The sequence below is a fragment of the Janibacter terrae genome, from assembly GCF_039636765.1.
Lineage (GTDB): Bacteria > Actinomycetota > Actinomycetes > Actinomycetales > Dermatophilaceae > Janibacter > Janibacter terrae.
In genome coordinates this window covers 3200772-3218000 of the sequence record NZ_CP144167.1, presented here as the reverse complement: position 1 = coordinate 3218000, position 17229 = coordinate 3200772, and the positions used below count along the sequence as shown (strand labels likewise).

At 73.3% G+C, this 17229-nt stretch carries 17 protein-coding genes; 12 read left to right on the top strand and 5 right to left on the bottom strand.

Annotated features, from left to right (window positions below):
- The gene (locus V3C34_RS16020) at positions 1-678 is read left to right on the top strand and encodes a histidine phosphatase family protein (protein WP_346007631.1); all 678 of its coding nucleotides are present in this window, start codon (positions 1-3) and stop codon (positions 676-678) included.
- An 85-nt stretch (positions 679-763) separates the two neighbouring features.
- Here V3C34_RS16020 and nagA read toward each other — a convergent pair whose 3' ends face one another.
- From nagA to V3C34_RS16005, 3 genes are read right to left on the bottom strand one after another with little or no spacing between them, the layout of a single operon-like run.
- Positions 764-1882, bottom strand: a complete 1119-nt coding sequence (gene nagA, locus V3C34_RS16015) for an N-acetylglucosamine-6-phosphate deacetylase (RefSeq protein WP_346007630.1) — start codon at positions 1880-1882, stop codon at positions 764-766.
- Positions 1879-3144 (bottom strand): PTS transporter subunit EIIC, encoded by a 1266-nt coding sequence (locus V3C34_RS16010; RefSeq protein WP_082817141.1) that lies wholly within the window; start codon positions 3142-3144, stop codon positions 1879-1881. Before V3C34_RS16010 ends, nagA begins: the two co-directional genes overlap by 4 nt.
- A gap of 3 nt (positions 3145-3147) precedes the next feature.
- Positions 3148-3891, bottom strand: a complete 744-nt coding sequence (locus V3C34_RS16005; RefSeq protein WP_068321567.1) for a GntR family transcriptional regulator — start codon at positions 3889-3891, stop codon at positions 3148-3150.
- Between the two features lie 87 nt (positions 3892-3978).
- Between V3C34_RS16005 and V3C34_RS16000 the strand changes: the two genes are divergently transcribed.
- From V3C34_RS16000 to ptsP, 8 genes are all read left to right on the top strand, one after another.
- A complete protein-coding gene (locus V3C34_RS16000) occupies positions 3979-4998 on the top strand; it encodes an SIS domain-containing protein (protein ID WP_338539303.1) in 1020 nt (339 codons plus the stop codon).
- Positions 4995-5258, top strand: a complete 264-nt coding sequence (locus V3C34_RS15995) for a glucose PTS transporter subunit EIIB (protein ID WP_255218231.1) — start codon at positions 4995-4997, stop codon at positions 5256-5258. The genes V3C34_RS16000 and V3C34_RS15995 overlap by 4 nt, the downstream gene beginning before the upstream one ends.
- The gene (locus tag V3C34_RS15990; RefSeq protein WP_068321573.1) at positions 5255-5716 is read left to right on the top strand and encodes a PTS sugar transporter subunit IIA; all 462 of its coding nucleotides are present in this window, start codon (positions 5255-5257) and stop codon (positions 5714-5716) included. The genes V3C34_RS15995 and V3C34_RS15990 overlap by 4 nt, the downstream gene beginning before the upstream one ends.
- A gap of 151 nt (positions 5717-5867) precedes the next feature.
- A complete protein-coding gene (locus tag V3C34_RS15985; protein WP_346007629.1) occupies positions 5868-6629 on the top strand; it encodes a DeoR/GlpR family DNA-binding transcription regulator in 762 nt (253 codons plus the stop codon).
- Complete coding sequence (pfkB, locus tag V3C34_RS15980; RefSeq protein WP_068423713.1) at positions 6626-7585, top strand: 1-phosphofructokinase; 960 nt, start codon at positions 6626-6628, stop codon at positions 7583-7585. Before V3C34_RS15985 ends, pfkB begins: the two co-directional genes overlap by 4 nt.
- Before the next feature lie 22 nt (positions 7586-7607).
- Positions 7608-9653, top strand: coding sequence for a PTS fructose transporter subunit IIABC (locus tag V3C34_RS15975; protein ID WP_068423715.1), 2046 nt, complete (start codon positions 7608-7610; stop codon positions 9651-9653).
- 71 nt (positions 9654-9724) lie between these two features.
- Positions 9725-9997 carry an HPr family phosphocarrier protein gene (locus V3C34_RS15970; protein WP_068321589.1) on the top strand — a complete coding sequence of 91 codons (273 nt, stop codon included), beginning with the start codon at positions 9725-9727 and terminating at the stop codon, positions 9995-9997.
- Between the two features lie 5 nt (positions 9998-10002).
- The gene (gene ptsP, locus V3C34_RS15965; RefSeq protein ID WP_068321593.1) at positions 10003-11688 is read left to right on the top strand and encodes a phosphoenolpyruvate--protein phosphotransferase; all 1686 of its coding nucleotides are present in this window, start codon (positions 10003-10005) and stop codon (positions 11686-11688) included.
- 52 nt (positions 11689-11740) lie between these two features.
- Here ptsP and V3C34_RS15960 read toward each other — a convergent pair whose 3' ends face one another.
- On the bottom strand, positions 11741-12778 hold the full coding sequence (locus V3C34_RS15960; protein WP_068321680.1) for an IS481 family transposase: 1038 nt from the start codon (positions 12776-12778) through the stop codon (positions 11741-11743).
- A 255-nt stretch (positions 12779-13033) separates the two neighbouring features.
- Between V3C34_RS15960 and glmU the strand changes: the two genes are divergently transcribed.
- Positions 13034-14515: a bifunctional UDP-N-acetylglucosamine diphosphorylase/glucosamine-1-phosphate N-acetyltransferase GlmU gene (glmU, locus tag V3C34_RS15955; RefSeq protein WP_170307541.1), complete on the top strand. Its 1482-nt coding sequence runs from the start codon at positions 13034-13036 to the stop codon at positions 14513-14515.
- Positions 14512-15483 (top strand): ribose-phosphate diphosphokinase, encoded by a 972-nt coding sequence (locus V3C34_RS15950; protein WP_068321596.1) that lies wholly within the window; start codon positions 14512-14514, stop codon positions 15481-15483. The genes glmU and V3C34_RS15950 overlap by 4 nt, the downstream gene beginning before the upstream one ends.
- A 3-nt stretch (positions 15484-15486) precedes the next feature.
- Here the strand turns inward: V3C34_RS15950 and V3C34_RS15945 are convergent, their stop codons facing one another.
- Complete coding sequence (locus V3C34_RS15945; protein ID WP_068321599.1) at positions 15487-16041, bottom strand: CGNR zinc finger domain-containing protein; 555 nt, start codon at positions 16039-16041, stop codon at positions 15487-15489.
- 55 nt (positions 16042-16096) lie between these two features.
- On the opposite strand from V3C34_RS15945, the gene V3C34_RS15940 reads away from it, so the two are divergent.
- A complete protein-coding gene (locus tag V3C34_RS15940) occupies positions 16097-17113 on the top strand; it encodes a DMT family transporter (protein WP_345912716.1) in 1017 nt (338 codons plus the stop codon).
- Positions 17114-17229: the final 116 nt, after the last annotated feature.

Genomic DNA, 17229 nt, shown 5'->3' with positions numbered 1-17229 from the left:
GTGCGACTCCTCCTCATCCGTCACGGCCAGACCCCCAACAACGTGACCGGTGCGCTCGACACCGCCTCCCCCGGTGCGGGTCTGACCGAGCTCGGTCAAGCCCAGTCCGCGGCCGTGCCCGCGGCGCTCGCGGACGAGGACGTGAGCGCGGTCTACGCCTCGCCGCTCGTGCGCACCCAGCTCACCGGGTCCCCGCTCGGCGCGGAGCGCGGCATCGACGTGCACGTGCGCGAGGGGCTCCAGGAGATCGCCGCCGGCGAGTACGAGATGCGGTCGGACCGATCGGCCGTCGAGGCCTACCTCGGGGGAGTGGCCGCGTGGTTGCACCGCGACCTCGACCACGTCCTGCCGGGCGGCGCGACCGGGCACGACTTCATGGCCCGGTACGACGGGGCCGTGCGCGGCATCGCCCAGGCCCACGGGCGCGACGACACGGTCGCGCTCTTCAGCCACGGCGCGGCGATCCGCGTCTACGCGACCCTCGCGGCCGGACTCGACGCGGAGCACGTCGAGGGGCTGTGGATCAACAACACCGGCATGGTCCTGCTCGAGGGCCACCCCGGTGACGGCTGGGACCTCGTGCGCTGGCACGCCGACCCGCTCGGCGGCGCCCACCTCGCGAGCGTCCGCGCCCACGACGTCACGGGCGAGGCGATCGACGAGGAGCTCGAGGGCTGATCCGTCGGGCCACGTCGAGTGCGCCGTGGCCCGCGCGGCCCGGGCAGTGCGTGGAGAAGGCGTGGACCGAGACCACGGGAGGTCGTCAGGGCCCCGTCGTCCACGACCCCGAGCGCATCACCGCGGTCACCTCGAGGGTCTCGTCGAGCACGACGAGGTCGGCGCGGGCGCCGGCCTCGATGCGACCGACGTCGCCCAGGCCGAGGGCGGCCGCCGGTGCCCGGGTCGCCGCGTCCACCGCCTGCTCGAGCGTGAACCCGCTCGCGACGGAGTGCCGCACGGCAGCGGCCATGGTCAGCGTCGAGCCGGCGATCGCGCCGCTCGGTGTGCGGGCCACCCCGTCGCGCACCTGCACGTGGATCGGGCCGAGGTGGTAGTCGCCGTCGGCCGCGGCGGCCGCGCCCATCGCGTCGGTGACGAGCACGATCCGGCCGGGCGCCGCGCCGAGCGCGAGGCGGAGCATCGCCGGGTGGACGTGCACGCCGTCGGAGATCAGCTCGACCGACACCCGCTCGTCCTGCAGGAGTGCCGCGATCGGTCCGGGCCGGCGGTGGTGGAGGCCGCGGACCTGGTTGTACAGGTGGGTCGCGGTGCTCGCGCCGGCGTCGATCGCCGCGCGCGTCTGCTCCCAGGTGGCGTCCGTGTGCCCCACCGCCGCCACCGCACCCGCACCGACGACCCGGCGCACCGCGTCGAGGCCCCCGTCGAGCTCCGGTGCGAGCGTCACCATCCGCAGCGCCTCGCCCCCGGCGGCCAGCAGCTGCTCCACGTCCTCCGGCGAAGGGGGACGCAGCAGCGCCGGCTCGTGGGCGCCGCAGAAGTCGCGCGCGAGCCACGGGCCCTCGAGGTGCAGCCCGGCGAGCAGCCCGTCGGTGACGAGGTCGCGCAGCCCCCGCATCGACCGGTCGAGGGCGTCGACCTCGTCGGTCACGAGGCTCGCGACGAGGCTCGTCGTGCCGTGACGCAGGTGCGCCGCCGCCACGGTCGCCGCCTCGTCGGCGTCACCGACGGTGAAGGACGCGCCGCCGCCCCCGTGGCAGTGGGTGTCGACGAAACCCGGCGCGAGGGTGCCCGGCAGGACCACCTCGGCAGGTGAGGGGGGACCCCCTTCGCCGGTCCCGACGATGCGGTCACCGGCGACGCGCACCCACCCCGGGGCGAGCGTGCGCCCCGGGGCGAGGACGCGGTCGGCGGCGAGGATCACGCGCTGTCGTCCGCCGTGACGAGCGACTCCTCGCCCTCCTCCTCGCGGCCGGGGGTGCGCAGGTTCCACCGGCGGATGACGAAGCGGAAGAGCACGTAGTACACGAGCGCGTAGCCGAGCCCGATGACGACGAGCAGCAGGGGCTTGGTGGCGATGTTGAAGTTGAGGACGTAGTCGAAGAGGCCGGCGGAGAAGCCGAACCCGTCCTTGATCCCGAGGGCGTTGACCAGGGCCAGCGAGCTGCCGGTGAGGAGCGCGTGGATGACGTAGAGCGGCCACGCGACGAACATGAAGGCGAACTCGAGCGGCTCCGTGACGCCGGTGAGGAAGGCGGTGAGCGCGGCCGAACCCATGATGCCGCCGACGACCTTGCGCTGCGCCGGCTTGGCCTCGTGGTAGATCGCCAGGGCGGCGGCCGGCAGGGCGAACATCATGATCGGGAAGAAGCCGGTCATGAAGGCGCCCGCCGTCGGGTCGCCGTTGAGGAAGCGGGCGATGTCACCGGTGACCGGCTGGCCGCCCGCGGGCGTGTACTCGCCGATGAGGAACCACGGCGGGTTGTTGAGGATGTGGTGCAGCCCGGTCGGGATGAGCAGCCGGTTGACCGTGCCGTAGACGAAACCGCCGAGCACCTCGTTGTCGGCGACCCACTCACCGAGGTTGGTGATGCCGGCGTCGAACCACGTGTAGACGAGGCTGACGAGCACGGAGATGACGATGGCCGCGGTGGCGGTCGCGATCGGGACGAAGCGGCGGCCGCCGAAGAAGGCGAGGTATGCCGGCAGCTTGATCCGGTGGTAGCGCTGCCAGAGCCACGCCGCGACGAGGCCCATGATGATGCCGCCGAAGACGCCGTAGTTGATCAGCTCCTGCTCCTCGCCCTCGGGGGCAGCGCCGAGGACGAAGGGGGACATCGCGTCGCCCACGCCCTTGAAGACGAGGTAGCCGACGACGGCCGCGAGGGCCGTCGAGCCGTCCGACTTTCTCGCCATGCCGATGGCGATGCCGACGGCGAAGAGGATGGGCAGGTTGTCGAAGAGCGCGCCGCCCGCGGCGCCGATGACCGGCGCGACGCGCGTCCACCCGAGGCCGTCGGCGCCGAGGAGGTCGGGCTGGCCGAGGCGCAGCAGGAGCGCCGCTGCGGGCAGGGCCGCGATGGGCAGCATGAGGCTGCGCCCGAACTTCTGGAGCGGGGCGAGGTTGAGCTTCTTGCGTTCCGGGCGGTCGCCGGGCACGTCGATGGGCCCGTCTGCAGTGGTCACGAGTCAATCCCTTCCTTCAGGTGCCGGGGGTGGGGTGTCGTCCCGGCGCAACGACATGTGCAGCTGGTAGCGGTCCCCGCGGTAGCGGGAGACGACGTGCTCGACCGGGCGGCCGAGACTCGAGGAGAGGCGACGGAAGACGAGCAGCGGCGTGTGCGCCGGGCTCGCGAGCAGCCGGGCGACGGTGCCCTCGGCGCTCTCGCCCCACAGGGTCTGCTCGGCGGCGTCGATGGCGACGCCGTACTCGTCGGAAAGGAGGGCGTAGATCGAGTCGCCCAGGTCGTGGGCATCGAGGTCGGGCAGAAGCGTGGCGGAGTACCAGCTCTCCTCGAGGGCGATCGGCTGGCCGTCGGCCAGCCGCAGGCGCTCCAGCCGCCACGAGCTGTCCTCGCCGAGCCATGCGGCGACCTCGCCCGGGGGAGCCGCCCGCTCGACGGCGAGCAGCCGGGTCGAGGGCTCGAGCCCGCGCCGGCGCATGTCCTGGCTGAAGCTCGCCAGGTGCAGCTGGCTCTCGAGCCGCGGTCGGGTGACGAAGGTGCCCTTGCCGTGCACGCGGCTCAGCAGGCCGTCGGCGATGAGCGACTCGATCGCCTTGCGCACCGTGGCCCGCGAGACGTCGTGGGTCGTCATGAGCTCGCGCTCGGAGGGGATGGCCGCGTCGGGCCCGAGGGCATTCGCGAGCTCGGCGAGGCGGGCGCGCAGCTGCGCGTGCTTCGGCCGAGAGCCGATCAGCCTGTCCCGGGACACTTCCGGATCCTCACCCTCATTGGTACGGTCTGGTACGTACCAGTGAGGATCCACGTCGAGGTGGGAGGTGTCAAGCACGTGAGCGTCATGGCCGACGAGATCGCGCAGCAGCCCGATGCGGTCCGTCGCACCCTCGCCGCCCTGCTGCCCCTGCGCGCCGACGTGCGCGCCCTGGCCCGGGGTCGTCGCCGCGTCCTGCTCGTCGCCCGCGGCTCGAGCGACAACGCCGCCGTCTACGCCCGCTACCTCCTCGAGGCCCGCGCGGGCGTCCCGACGGGCCTCGCCGCCCCGAGCATCGCGACCCACTACCGCGCCCGCCTCGACCTCACCGACACGCTGGCCGTCGCGATCTCGCAGTCCGGCGCGACCACGGAGATCGTCGACACGCTCGCGTGGGCCCGGGCCTGCGGTGCCGCGACCGTGGCCGTGACCAATGTCGAGGGCTCCCCGCTGGCGAAGGGGGCGGACCTCCCCTTCGTCACCCGGGCCGGGCCGGAGCGGGCGGTGCCCGCCACGAAGACCTACCTCACCCAGCTCGCCGCGACGGCCGTCCTCGGTGACGCCCTCGGCGCGCGGGTCGAGGAGCCGCTCGCCCGGGTCGCCGACGAGGTCGAGGCGGCGCTCGCCGACCCGGGCCGGCTCGACCCCGCCGTGGAGCTGCTGCACGGCGCCGAGCACGTCGTCGTCTCGGGCCGCGGGATGTGCCTCGGCACCGCGCTGGAGACCGCGCTGAAGATCGAGGAGACCTGCCTCGTGCCCGTGCGCGGCTACTCGTACGCCGACCTGCGACACGGGCCGATCTCCGTCGTCGACCCCGGTGTCGTCGCGGTGCTCGTCGCCGCCCAGGACGGCCCGATGACCGGACCGGTCACCGAGCTCGCCGACGACCTGCGCCGCAGGGGCGCGCAGGTCGTCGGCATCGGCGGGGACACCCCCTTCGCGCGGGCCTGCGACGTCCACGTCGCCGGGCCCGACCTGCCGGAGGCGGTGGCTCCGCTCGGGCTCATCGCGCCGGCCCAGCAGCTCGTCGAGCGGCTCGCCCGAGCGCTCGGCCTCGACCCCGACAGCCCTCGCGGCCTGGCCAAGGTCACCCGCACCGACACCTGACGCACCACCCAACGAGAGGACACACCATGGCAACCAAGGCGGAGCAGATCCTCGCCGGCCTCGGCGGCGCCGACAACGTCGTCGAGATCGAGCCGTGCATCACGCGGCTGCGCACCGAGGTCCGCGACGGCTCCAAGGTCGACCAGGCCGCGCTCAAGGCGGCCGGTGCGCACGGCGTCATGGCCCAGGGCACGGTCGTCCAGGTCGTCGTCGGCCCCGAGGCCGACACCCTGGCCGAGGACATCGAGGACCTGATGTGAGTGAGGTCCTCGCCCCCTGCGCCGGCGCCGTGCGGCCCGTGACCGAGAGCGTCGACGACGTCTTCGCCGCCCAGCTCGTCGGCCCCGGGGTCGTCATCGACCCACCCGACGGCCGGACGAGCGTGCTCGCCCCGATCGGCGGGGCGGTGATGAAGGTGCACCCGCACGCCTTCGTCGTCGTCGGCGAGGGCACCGGCGTGCTCGTGCACCTCGGGATCAACACCGTGGGGCTCCAGGGCGAGGGCTTCGAGGTGCTCGTCGAGCAGGGCGCGACGGTCGCCGCCGGTGACCCGATGATCACCTGGGACCCGTCGTCGCTGCCGAACGAGGTCGCGGGGCGGCCGATCTCGCGCGAGGTCCCGGTCATCGTCCTCGACGCCGCCCCCGACTCGCTCGACCTGTCAGGCGTGCCGGAACGTGTCGGCGCCGGCGACCTGCTCTACGCCGTGCCGGGCTAGGCGGCGCGGGCAGGTCCTGCCGCTCGGAACTCCCAACACAAATACAGGTTGGTTTCTCTTTACTTCTGTTGGTTCGGGTCCTATCGTGGTGCTTCGTCACCACTGGTACGGGCGCCCGTGACGCCCATGGAGGACGAGGGAGTCCACCGCGATGTACGCACCCGAGCGGCAGCAGCGCATCCTCGAGATGGCTCGCGCCCACGGGCGGGTCGAGGTCCTCGCCCTGTCCTCGGACCTGGGGGTGACGACGGAGACCGTCCGGCGTGACCTCACCGCCCTCGAGCGCCGGGGGTCCGTGCGCCGGGTCCACGGCGGGGCGCTCCCGGTCGAGCGGCTCGAGGTCGAGCCGCCCCTCGCGACCCGCGCGACGCAGAACGCGCAGACCAAGCGGCGCATCGCCGCCCGGGCCCTGGACGAGCTGCCCACCGAGGGCGCGATCCTCCTCGACGGCGGCTCGACGACGCGGGCGCTCGCCGAGCTCCTCCCGGACCGCGAGGGGCTCACGGTCGTCACCAACTCCATCGACACCGCGGTGATCCTGCAGGGCCACACCCACACGGGCCTCTACGTCCTCGGGGGTCGCGTCCGCGGCCGGACCGGCGCCTGCGTGGGGGCCTGGGTCACCTCCGCCCTCGCCGACGTCTGCGTCGACGTCGCCTTCCTCGGCACCAACGGCTTCTCCCCGACGCGCGGCATGACGACCCCGGACCAGGCCGAGGCCGTGGCCAAGCGGGCCATGGTCTCCGCCGCGCGCCGGACCGTCGTCCTCGCGGACTCGACCAAGTCCGGGGACGACCACTTCCACCGCTTCGCCGACGGTGGGTCGATCGACCTGCTCATCACCGACGAGGACCTCGACACCGACACCGCCGACGCGCTCGGCGCCGAGGGCATGGCCGTGGTGCTCGCATGATCATCACGCTCACGCCCAACCCGAGCGTCGACCGCACCGTGGCCTTCGACGACCTGCACCGGGGTGCGGTCAACCGCGCGACCTCGAGCCGGATCGACCCCGGCGGCAAGGGGGTCAACGTCTCGCGGGCCCTCACCGCCCAGGGCGCGGCGACACTCGCCGTCCTGCCCGTTGGGGGCCCCGAGGGGCACCTGATGGCTGAGCTGCTCGACGACGCGGGAGTCGCCCGCCGGGGGGTCCCGATCCGCGGCTCCGTCCGGCTCAACATCACCGCCGTCGAGCCCGACGGCACGACGACCAAGCTCAACGAGCCCGGCCCGACCCTCGACGCGTCGGAGGTCGACCGCCTCCTGCAGACCGTCGCCGACTGCGTCCGCTCCGTCCCCGACGAGCCGGTCTGGGTCGTGACGTGCGGCTCCCTGCCACCCGGTGCGCCCGTCGACCTGCACGCCCGGCTCGTGCGTTCTGCCCGTGCGGCAGGGGCCCGCGTCGCCGTCGACTCCTCGGGCGACCCCCTTCGTCCTGCGGTCGCCGAGCGCCCGGACCTCGTCAAGCCCAACCGCGTCGAGCTCGAAGAGCTCGTCGGTGCCGAGCTCCCCACGCTCGGCGACGTCATCGACGCGGCCCGCGACCTCGTCGCGCAGGGCATCGGCACGGTCGCCGTGAGCCTCGGTCGCGACGGCGCGGTCCTCGTCGACGCCTCGGGAGCCACCCACGCCCGGGCCACGATCGGCACCCCCCGGTCCACCGTCGGTGCCGGCGACTGCATGCTCGCCGGCCTCGTGCACGACCTGTCGAGCGGCACCACGCCCGAGGCCGCCCTGCGCACGGGCGTGCTCTGGGGCGCCGCGGCCGTCACCCTGCCCGGCAGCCGCGTCCCCGGCCCCGACGACCTCGTCGGCATCGCCGTCGAGCTGACCTCCACCCCCGACCGCTCCCTCGCCGTCCGCGACTGAGCTGCCCGAAAGGAACCCCGAGATGGCGCTCATCACCCAGTCCCAGGTCGTGCTCGACCTGGTCGCCCCGGATCGGCACGCGGCCACCCGGACGCTCGCCGAGACCCTCGTGACCGCCGGTCGCGCGACGGACCTCGAGGCCTTCCTCGAGGACGTGCGCGCCCGTGAGGAGGTCATGGCCACCGGTCTCCCCGGAGGCATCGGGATCCCCCACGCCCGCAGCGCGGCGATCACCGAGCCGTCGCTCGTCTTCGGTCGATCGCGCGAGGGGATCGACTGGGGGGCGGCGGACGGCCCCGCCACCCTCGTCTTCCTCATCGCCGCTCCCGAGGGCGGGGGCGAGGCGCACATGCAGGTCCTGCCCAAGCTCGCCCGGGCCCTCATGGACACGAGCTTCCGCGCGGCCCTCGAGGCGGCCACGACGGAGGCCGAGGTCGTCGACATCGTCAACGCGCGGGTGGCCCTCGACGAGCCCGCCGCCGCCGCAGCGCCGGCAGCAGTGCCGGCCGAGGCTCCCGCGGCAGCGCCGTCGGACGCGCCCCTCCACCTCGTCGCGGTCACCTCCTGCCCGACCGGCATCGCCCACACCTACATGGCCGCCGAGGCCCTCGAGCTCGCCGCCACCGAGGCCGGGCACACGATCTCCGTCGAGACGCAGGGCTCTGCGGGCTCGAAGCCGTTGTCGCGCAAGGAGATCCAGAGCGCTGACGCGGTGATCTTCGCCCACGACCTCGAGGTCCGGGACAAGGACCGGTTCGCGGGCAAGCCCACGGTCGACGTGGGCGTGAAGAAGGCCGTCTCCGACGCACCCGAGCTCGTCCGGCGCGCCACGACGCTGGCCCGCGAGTGGGCTGCCGACCCCGAGCGGGCCGCGGCCCGGGCCGCGCGCACGGAGGCCGACGACTCGGCCGGGGCGCAGGACGAGGTGTCGACGGCCACCAGGGTGCGCCAGTGGCTCATGACGGGCGTGAGCTACATGATCCCCTTCGTCGCCGCGGGCGGGATCCTCATCGCGCTCTCCTTCATGCTCGCCCAGGTCGCCCTCGGCGAGCAGGGCGCCATCGAGATCACCAAGTACGCCCTCGACGCGGAGGGGAAGTACAACATCACCAACAGCTTCGACCCGGTGAGCCTCACCTCGTGGGCCGCGCTCCTCTTCGTCATGGGCGGCGCCGCCTTCGGGTTCCTCGTGCCGATCCTCTCGGGCTACATCGCCTACGCCATCGCCGATCGTCCCGGCCTCGTCCCCGGCATCGTCGGCGGCTGGATCGCGGCGACGATGGGGGCCGGCTTCCTCGGCGGCCTGGCCACGGGCTTCCTCGCGGGCTTCGTCGCCCGGTGGCTGGCCGGCTGGACCGTGCCCGCCGGCGTGCGCGGCATCATGCCCGTCGTCGTCATCCCGCTGCTGTCGACCTTCATCACCGCCGGCCTCTTCATCACCGTCCTCGGCCGGCCGATCACCTGGCTCATGGACAACCTCACGGCGGCGCTCGAGGGCATGGGCGGAGGCAGCTCGCTCGTCCTGGGTCTGATCCTTGGCGCGATGATGGGCTTCGACCTCGGCGGCCCGGTCAACAAGGTGGCCTACGCCTTCGCCACGACCGGCCTGGCCACGGCGGGCGCGGCGACCGACGCCATCCAGCTGAAGATCATGGCCGCGGTCATGGCGGCCGGCATGGTCGCCCCCCTCGCCATGGCGCTCGCCACCACCGTGCGGCCGCGGCTCTTCACCGAGCCCGAGCGGGAGAACGGCCGCGCGGCCTGGCTGCTCGGCGCGTCGTTCATCTCGGAGGGGGCCATCCCCTTCGCCGCCGCCGACCCGGTCCGGGTCATCGCCGGCTCCGTCGTCGGATCGGCCCTCACCGGGGGCATCGCCCTGGCCGCCGGGGTCACCCTGCGCGCACCCCACGGCGGCATCTGGGTCCTGCCACTCATGGGCAACTTCCTCATGTTCGTCGTCGCGCTCGTGATCGGCGTGCTCGTGATGGCCCTGATCGTCGTCGTCCTCAAGTCCCTCGGGGCCCGCACGACGGCGGTCGACACGCAGCCACAGCGCGTCGCCGCCTGACAAGGTGGGAGCCTGCCCGCGCCAGCGGGCCGGCTGACCGCCGACCACCACCACACCACCAGGAGAACCCCATGGCCCGTCGCACCACCACCATCGCCTCCTCCGTCGGTCTCCACGCCCGGCCCGCCGCGCTGTTCGTCAAGCAGGCCAGCGAGTCCGGTCTCGACGTGCAGATCGCCCGCCTCGGCGAGGCGCCCGTCGACGCGACGAGCATCCTCGGCGTCATGGCTCTCGGGGCCAAGCACGGCGAGCGGGTCGAGATCTCCGCCGACGGGGACGGCGCCGAGGAGGTCCTCGACGGTCTCGTCGAGCTCCTCGAGACCGACCTCGACGCCAAGGAGTGAGCCCGATGGCCGTCGAGGACAGCACGCGCCGCGGCATCGGCGTCTCCCCGGGCAGCGCGTACGGCCCGGTGGTGCTCGTCGCCCCGCCCGTCCGCGCGCCCGAGGGTGAGCCGGCCGCCACCGACCCGGAGCAGGCGAAGGGGGCGGTCGCCGCGGCCTTCGAGTCGGTCGCCCGGGACCTCGAGGACCGCGCCGGCCGGGTCGAGGACACCGCTGCCGAGATCCTGTCGGCCACCGCGCTCATCGCCCGGGACAAGAGCCTGCTCAAGGCGGCGGGTGCGCACCTCGACGCCGGGGAGGGGCCGGCCACCGCGATCGAGTCGGCCGTGGACGAGTTCGTCGTGCAGTTCGAGGCCCTCGGCGGGTACTTCGCCGAGCGCGTCGCCGACCTCAGGGACGTCGGCGCGCGGGCGGTCGCGGCGGTCCTCGGGGTGCCAGCTCCCGGCGTCCCGGACCTCGCCGAGCCGAGCATCGTCGTCGCCGAGGACCTCGCGCCGGCGGAGACCGCCGTCCTCGACCGCGCCCTCGTCCTGGCCATCGTCACCAGCGGTGGTGGCCGCACGAGCCACACCGCCATCCTCGCCGCGCAGCGCGGCATCCCCGCCGTCGTGCAGTGCGACCGGGCGCTCGAGCTGGTCGCCGGCACGCCGGTCGCCGTCGACGGGGACCTCGGCACCGTGACGCTCGACCCCAGCGAGGAGTTCGTCGCCGACCTCACCGCACGCCGGGAGCGTCGCGCCGCGGCCCTGGTCGGCGCCATCGGTCCCGGGCGCACGCGCGACGGGCACCCCGTGCCGCTGCTGGCCAACATCGGTGACGTCGAGGACGCGGAGTCCGCTGCGGCCCAGGACGTCGAGGGGGTCGGGCTCTTCCGGACCGAGTTCGTCTTCCTCTCCGCCACGACCGCCCCGACCGTCGAGGAGCAGGCGGAGATCTACCGCCGGGTCCTGGCCCCCTTCGGGGACCGGCGCGTCGTCGTGCGCACCCTCGACGCCGGCGCCGACAAGCCGTTGTCCTTCGCCGACCTCGGTCCCGAGGAGAACCCGGCCCTCGGCCGTCGCGGCCTGCGGCTGTCCGCCGCCCGACCCGAGCTGCTCGACACCCAGCTCGCGGCGCTCGCCGTGGCCGCCGCGGACACCGGAGCCGACGTGCGGGTCATGGCCCCGATGGTCGCCACCGCCGAGGAGGCGGACTGGTTCGCCCGGCGGGTGCGCGAGCACGGGCTGCCCACGGTCGGCGTGATGATCGAGGTGCCGGCCGCCGCCCTTCGCTCGCGGCACGTCCTGGCCGACCTGGACTTCGCGAGCATCGGGACCAACGACCTGTCGCAGTACACCCTCGCGGCGGACCGGATGCAGGGTGAGCTGTCCGACCTGCTCGACCCCTGGCAGCCGGCCGTCCTCGACGTCATCGCCGCCGCGTGCGACGGGGGAGCGGCGACCGGGACCCCGATCGGTGTGTGCGGCGAGGCGGCGGGCGACCCGCTGCTCGCCCTGGTCCTCGTCGGCCTCGGCGCCTCGAGCCTGTCGATGGCCCCCTCCAGGGTGCCGATGGTCCGGCTCGCCCTCTCGCTGCACTCCCGCCCGGACTGCCAGCGGATCGCCGTCGCCGTGCGGGACGCCCGGACGGCAGCGGACGCCCTGCGCGCCGCGCTCGACCTCGCCGACCCGGGCCTGCGCGACCTCCTGTGACGGCATTCCCCTAGGGCAATGCAGCCCCTCGACGTCGAGACTCTGCATTGCCCTAGGTGTAACTGGGCATGACCTTGGTGACACGGGTCTTGGCGCGGCTGGCTGGGGGTTGGTCCCCGATGGCGCTGTGTGGGCGATGGTAGTTGTAGTGGGTCACCCAGATCTGTAGCTGTCGTCGGCGGGCTTCTTCGGAGGGGTAGGCGTCGGCGTAGAGGACCTCGCGGGCCATGGTCTGCTGGTAGCGCTCGACCTTGCCGTTGTGCTTGGGCGTGTAGGGCTTGATCCGCTTGTGCTTCGAGGCGAAGGAGAGCACCGAGCGGGTGAAGTTCTTGGCGCGGTAGCAGGACCCGTTGTCGGTGACGATGCGGGTGATGCGGGTGATGCCGTGCGCGGCGAAGAAGACCCGGGCGCGGGCCAGGAACGCGATCGCGGTCGCGGCGCTCTCGTCGTCGTGGGCCTCGGTGTAGACCATCCGGGTGAAGCCGTCCACGGCCGAGTGCAGGTAGGTGTAGCCCACCTTGGCGCCGCGGTGGTGTCCTCGCAGGCCGCGGGCCCGGTCAGCGTCCGAGCCGCGGCCGTGGACGCGCCACCCGCCCCCGGGCGGGATGCGTCCGACCTTCTTCACGTCCAGGTGGATCATGTGCCCGGGGTAGCGCGCGATGATCTTGCCGGCGGGCTGCTGGCGCAGGGGCTGCCCGTCGACGTCCAGGTCCCGCAGCCGGTTCAAGCCCTCGCGGCGCAGGATCCGGGCGATGGTGCACACCGCCACGTTCGTGCCCTCATCGGCCAGCGCCAGATGGATGCGCCGCGCGGACCACTTACGGCGCCGCAGCTCGATGATCCGCTCGACCACCGGTTCGGCAGTCGCGCTCGGGGAGCGTTGTGGCCGGCTGGAGCGGTCGTGCAGCCCTTCCTCGCCGTGCTCGCGGTAGCGGGCTACCCATTTGGACAGGCACTGGCGTGAGATCGCGGCCTCGGCTGCGACGTGCGCGATCGGCCGCGGGCCGGCCTCATCATTGGCCTGACCCAGCACTCGCTCGATCAGACGTAGGCGACCACCAGGGGTCATCGGGGCATTAGCGTGGGACACAGGGCAGGTTCCTTTGGCTGGCTCGTGATGAACGGCTTTGACACCCTCATCCTGTCGCCACGGGGACCTGCCCGCCCTGTTACGCCCCTCCTCGTGTCACCAACCTCATGCCCCGCAACACCTAGGGGAATGCAGAGTCCTGTCGGTCCGTCGCGGTCGGGGGGCGCCGGGTCGAGGGGCGCGCCGATCGGCCGCTACAGTGGCGAGGCGGCCCGGTCGGCCGGCCGCACCCCCGACACCTCGGAGATCAACCGCGTGAACGACGTCCGTCCCGACGCAGTCATCATCCTCGCCGCGGGCGAGGGCACCCGGATGAAATCGACCCTCCCCAAGGTCCTCCACCCCCTGGGTGGGGCCCCGCTCCTCGGTCACGCCATGCGTGCCGCCGCGGGTGCCGGCGCCGCGGAGACGGTGGTCGTCGTCCGCCACCAGCGGGATCGGGTCGCCGCCTTCATCGAGGAGTACGCGCAGCGCAGCGGGCTGGCCTGCCGCACCGCCGACCAGGACGAGGTCAAGGGCACCGGCCGAGCCGTCGAGTGCGGCCTCGAGGTCCTCCCGGCCGACCTCACCGGCACCGTCGTCGTGACGATGGGCGATGTCCCGCTGCTGTCCGCCGAGACGATCAGCGAGCTGACCCGGGTGCACCACGAGGAGCGCGCGGCGGTCACCGTCATCACCTCGGTGCTCGAGGACGCCAAGTCCTACGGCCGCATCGTCCGCGACGCCGACGGCCACGTCGAGCGGATCGTGGAGTTCAAGGACGCCACCGAGGCCGAGCGCGGCATCCGCGAGATCAACTCGGGCATCTACGCCTTCGACGCCGCCGTGCTGCGCCGCGAGCTGGCCAACGTCAGGAGCGACAACGCCCAGGGCGAGAAGTACCTGACCGACGTCCTCCAGCTGGCGCGTGCCGCCGGGGGGACGGTCGCCGCCCACGTCCTCACCGACCTGTGGCAGACCGAGGGCGTCAACGACCGCGTCCAGCTCGCCCAGCTCGGCAAGGAGCTCAACCGCCGCACCTGCGAGCGCCACATGCGTGCCGGCGTGACGATCATCGACCCCGACACGACCTGGATCGACGTCGACGTGACCATCGGCCAGGACACCCGCCTGCTCCCCGGCACCCAGCTGCTGGGGGCCACGAGCATCGGCGCGGAGGCGACGATCGGGCCGGACGTCACGCTCACCGACTGCGAGGTGGGCGACGGGGCGGAGGTCAAGCGCGCCGAGGGCCTGCTCGCGGTCATCGGCGACGGTGCCAAGGTCGGCCCCTTCTCGTACCTGCGTCCGGGGACCGAGCTCGGGGCGAAGGGGAAGATCGGCGGCTTCGTCGAGACCAAGAACACGAAGATCGGCGAGGGGGCCAAGGTCCCTCACCTCACGTACGCGGGGGACGCCGACATCAAGGAGGGCGCCAACATCGGCGCCGGCACGATCTTCGCCAACTACGACGGTGTCCACAAGCACCGGACCGTCGTCGGGCGCCACTCCTTCATCGGCTCCGACGCCGTGCTCGTCGCGCCCGTCGAGATCGCCGACGGTGCCTACGTCGCCGCCGGCTCCGCGGTGACGGAGGCCGTCGGCCCCGGCCAGCTCGCCGTCGCCCGCGGCCACCAGCGCAACGTCGACGGCTGGGTCGCCAGGCAGCGGCCCGGCACCCAGACCGAGGCCGCCGCGCTCGCCGCAGCCCAGCCCCCTTCGTCCGCCACCCCCGACAGCAGCGAGGACACCAAGTGACCGGTATCAACAAGACCACCGAGAAGAACCTCATGGTCTTCACGGGGCGGACCCACCCGGCGCTCGCCGAGGCGGTCGCGGAGAAGCTCGGGACCGAGCTCGTGCCCTCGAGCGCCTACGAGTTCGCCAACGGCGAGATCTACGTGCGCTACGAGGAGTCGGTGCGCGGCTGCGACGCCTTCGTCCTGCAGAGCCACGCGACGCCGATCAACGAGGCGATCATGGAGCAGCTGCTCATGGTCGACGCCCTCAAGCGCGCGAGCGCCAAGCGGATCACCGTGGTCCAGCCCTTCTACGGCTACGCCCGCCAGGACAAGAAGCACCGCGGCCGCGAGCCGATCTCGGCCCGCCTCATGGCCGACCTCTTCAAGACCGCCGGGGCCGACCGGCTCATCGCGGTCGACCTGCACACCGACCAGATCCAGGGCTTCTTCGACGGGCCGGTCGACCACCTCATGGCCCGGCCGATCCTCGCGGACTACGTCAAGGACAAGTACGGCGACCGTGAGCTCGCCGTCGTCTCCCCGGATGCCGGCCGGATCAAGGTCGCCGAGCAGTGGTCCCGCCAGCTCGGCGGCGTCCCGCTGGCCTTCATCCACAAGACCCGCGACATCGACCGGCCGAACGAGTCCGTCGCCAACCGCGTCGTCGGTGAGGTCGAGGGCCGCTGGTGCGTGCTCGTCGACGACATGATCGACACCGCCGGCACGATCACCAAGGCTGCGGACGCGCTCATGGCCGACGGTGCCGCCGGCGTCATCATCGCCGCGACGCACGCGATCTTCTCCGGCCCGGCCGTCGAGCGCATGCAGGCCTGCGCCGCCGAGGAGATCGTCGTCACCGACACCCTCCCGCTCTCCGACGAGCAGAAGTTCGACGGCCTCACGGTCCTGTCGATCGCCCCCCTCGTCTCTCGCGCCATCCGTGAGGTCTTCGAGGACGGGTCGGTCACCAGCCTCTTCACCTGAGGCTCAGCCCTGCCGCGAGCGGTAGGCGGCGGCGGCGAGGCGGTTGCCGCAGCCGCCGTCGCAGTAGCGCCGGGACCGGTTGCGGGAGAGGTCGACGAGCACGTCGTCGCAGTCGTCGGCGGCGCAGACGCGCAGCCGGGAGAGCTCACCGGCACGGATGACGTCGACGAAGGCCATCGCGGCCTCGACCTGCACCCGCCGGGCGAAGGGGGCGTCCGCGTCGGTCGCGTGGATGTGCCAGCCGTAGTCGTCGTGGTCGACGAGCTGGGGGAGGGCGCGTCCGTCGCGCAGCAGCTCGTTGACGGCCTCGACCGCCGCCGCCTCGTCCTCGGCGCGGACCCACACCCCGCGCAGCCGGTCCCGCAGCCTGCGCACCTGCTCGAGCTCGGCCGCGTCGCCGTCGAAGCGCCCCGTCCAGCCCCACCCGACGTAGAACTCGTGGAGGGCCTCGAGGGTGGCCAGGGTGTCGCCCTGCTCGTCGGGGAAGGCGCCGACCCCCGTGTTGACCAGCGCCGCGGCCGTGCGCAGGGCCACGTCGGTGTCATGGGCAAAGGTCACGTTGACTCCTGACGGCGTCGAGGTCTAGCGTCATCAGCAACAGGTTACTTCACTCATGACGTCAGGAGCAGCCGTGCGGGCCGCCACCACGGGTCACCAGACCCCCTTCGTCGTCGGGCTGGGCATCGCGCTCTTCTCGGCTGCCGCCTTCGGCTCGTCCGGCACCTTCGGCACCGCGCTCATGGCCACCGGGTGGAGCCCGGCCGCCGTCGTCACGCTGCGCATCGTCGGCGCCGCGCTGCTCCTCGCCGGCCCGACGGCCGTCGCGATGCGCGGGCGCTGGCACCTCCTGCGGCGCAATGTCGTCCCCGTCCTCGCCTACGGCCTCCTCGCCGTGGCGGGCTGCCAGTTCGCGTACTTCATGGCGGTCGACAGCCTGTCCGTCGGCGTCGCGCTCCTCCTCGAGTACCTCGCGCCGGTGCTCATCGTGGGCTGGATGTGGGCGCGCCGCGGCCACCGGCCGAGCCGGCTGACCTCGGCCGGCGTCGTCGCCGCGATCGTCGGGCTCGTCCTCGTCCTCGACGTGGCGTCCGGGGCCGAGCTGGACGTCGTGGGTGTCCTGTGGGGCCTGCTCGCCGCCGTCGGCCTCGTCGTCTTCTTCCTCGTCGCCGCGCACGAGAGCGAGCACTCGCTGCCGCCCATCGCGCTCGCCGGGGGCGGCCTCGCGGTCGGCGCCCTCAGCCTCGTGGCCACCACTGCGCTCGGCATCCTCCCGTGGTCGGCCGGCACGGCCGACGTCACGCTCGGCGGCTGGTCGCTGCCGTGGTGGGCCGCGGTCCTCGAGCTCGCGCTGGTCGCCGGGGCCGTCGCCTACGCGACGGGCATCGCGGCGGCCCGCGTCCTCGGCGGCACGGTCGCCTCCTTCGTCGGCCTGAGCGAGGTCCTCCTCGCGATCACCTTCGCCTGGCTCCTCGTCGGCGAGGCGATGAGCCCGGGCCAGCTGCTCGGCGGCGTCGCGGTCCTCGCGGGCGTCGTCATGGTCAAGCTGGGCGAAGGGGAGGGCCCCGCCCTCCCGACGCCCACGGACGAGGCGATCGGGGCCGGTTTGGCCGACGCCACGCGGGTCCACTAGGATCTCGGGGTTGCCTCGGCGAGGGACGCTGCACGGTCGCAGCGATCCGTGATCGACGCGGTGCCGCCATGTGGGTTCGCCTGCGCGTCGACACCCTTCGTCCGCGCCACGTCCCG

Coding starts and splice junctions, on each gene's coding strand:
- V3C34_RS16000 (WP_338539303.1), top strand. CDS start 3,979: ATGGCCGACGAGATCGCGCAGCAGCCCGATGCGGTCCGTCGCACCCTC.
- V3C34_RS15985 (WP_346007629.1), top strand. CDS start 5,868: ATGTACGCACCCGAGCGGCAGCAGCGCATCCTCGAGATGGCTCGCGCC.
- pfkB (WP_068423713.1), top strand. CDS start 6,626: ATGATCATCACGCTCACGCCCAACCCGAGCGTCGACCGCACCGTGGCC.
- V3C34_RS15975 (WP_068423715.1), top strand. CDS start 7,608: ATGGCGCTCATCACCCAGTCCCAGGTCGTGCTCGACCTGGTCGCCCCG.
- V3C34_RS15970 (WP_068321589.1), top strand. CDS start 9,725: ATGGCCCGTCGCACCACCACCATCGCCTCCTCCGTCGGTCTCCACGCC.
- ptsP (WP_068321593.1), top strand. CDS start 10,003: ATGGCCGTCGAGGACAGCACGCGCCGCGGCATCGGCGTCTCCCCGGGC.
- V3C34_RS15940 (WP_345912716.1), top strand. CDS start 16,097: ATGACGTCAGGAGCAGCCGTGCGGGCCGCCACCACGGGTCACCAGACC.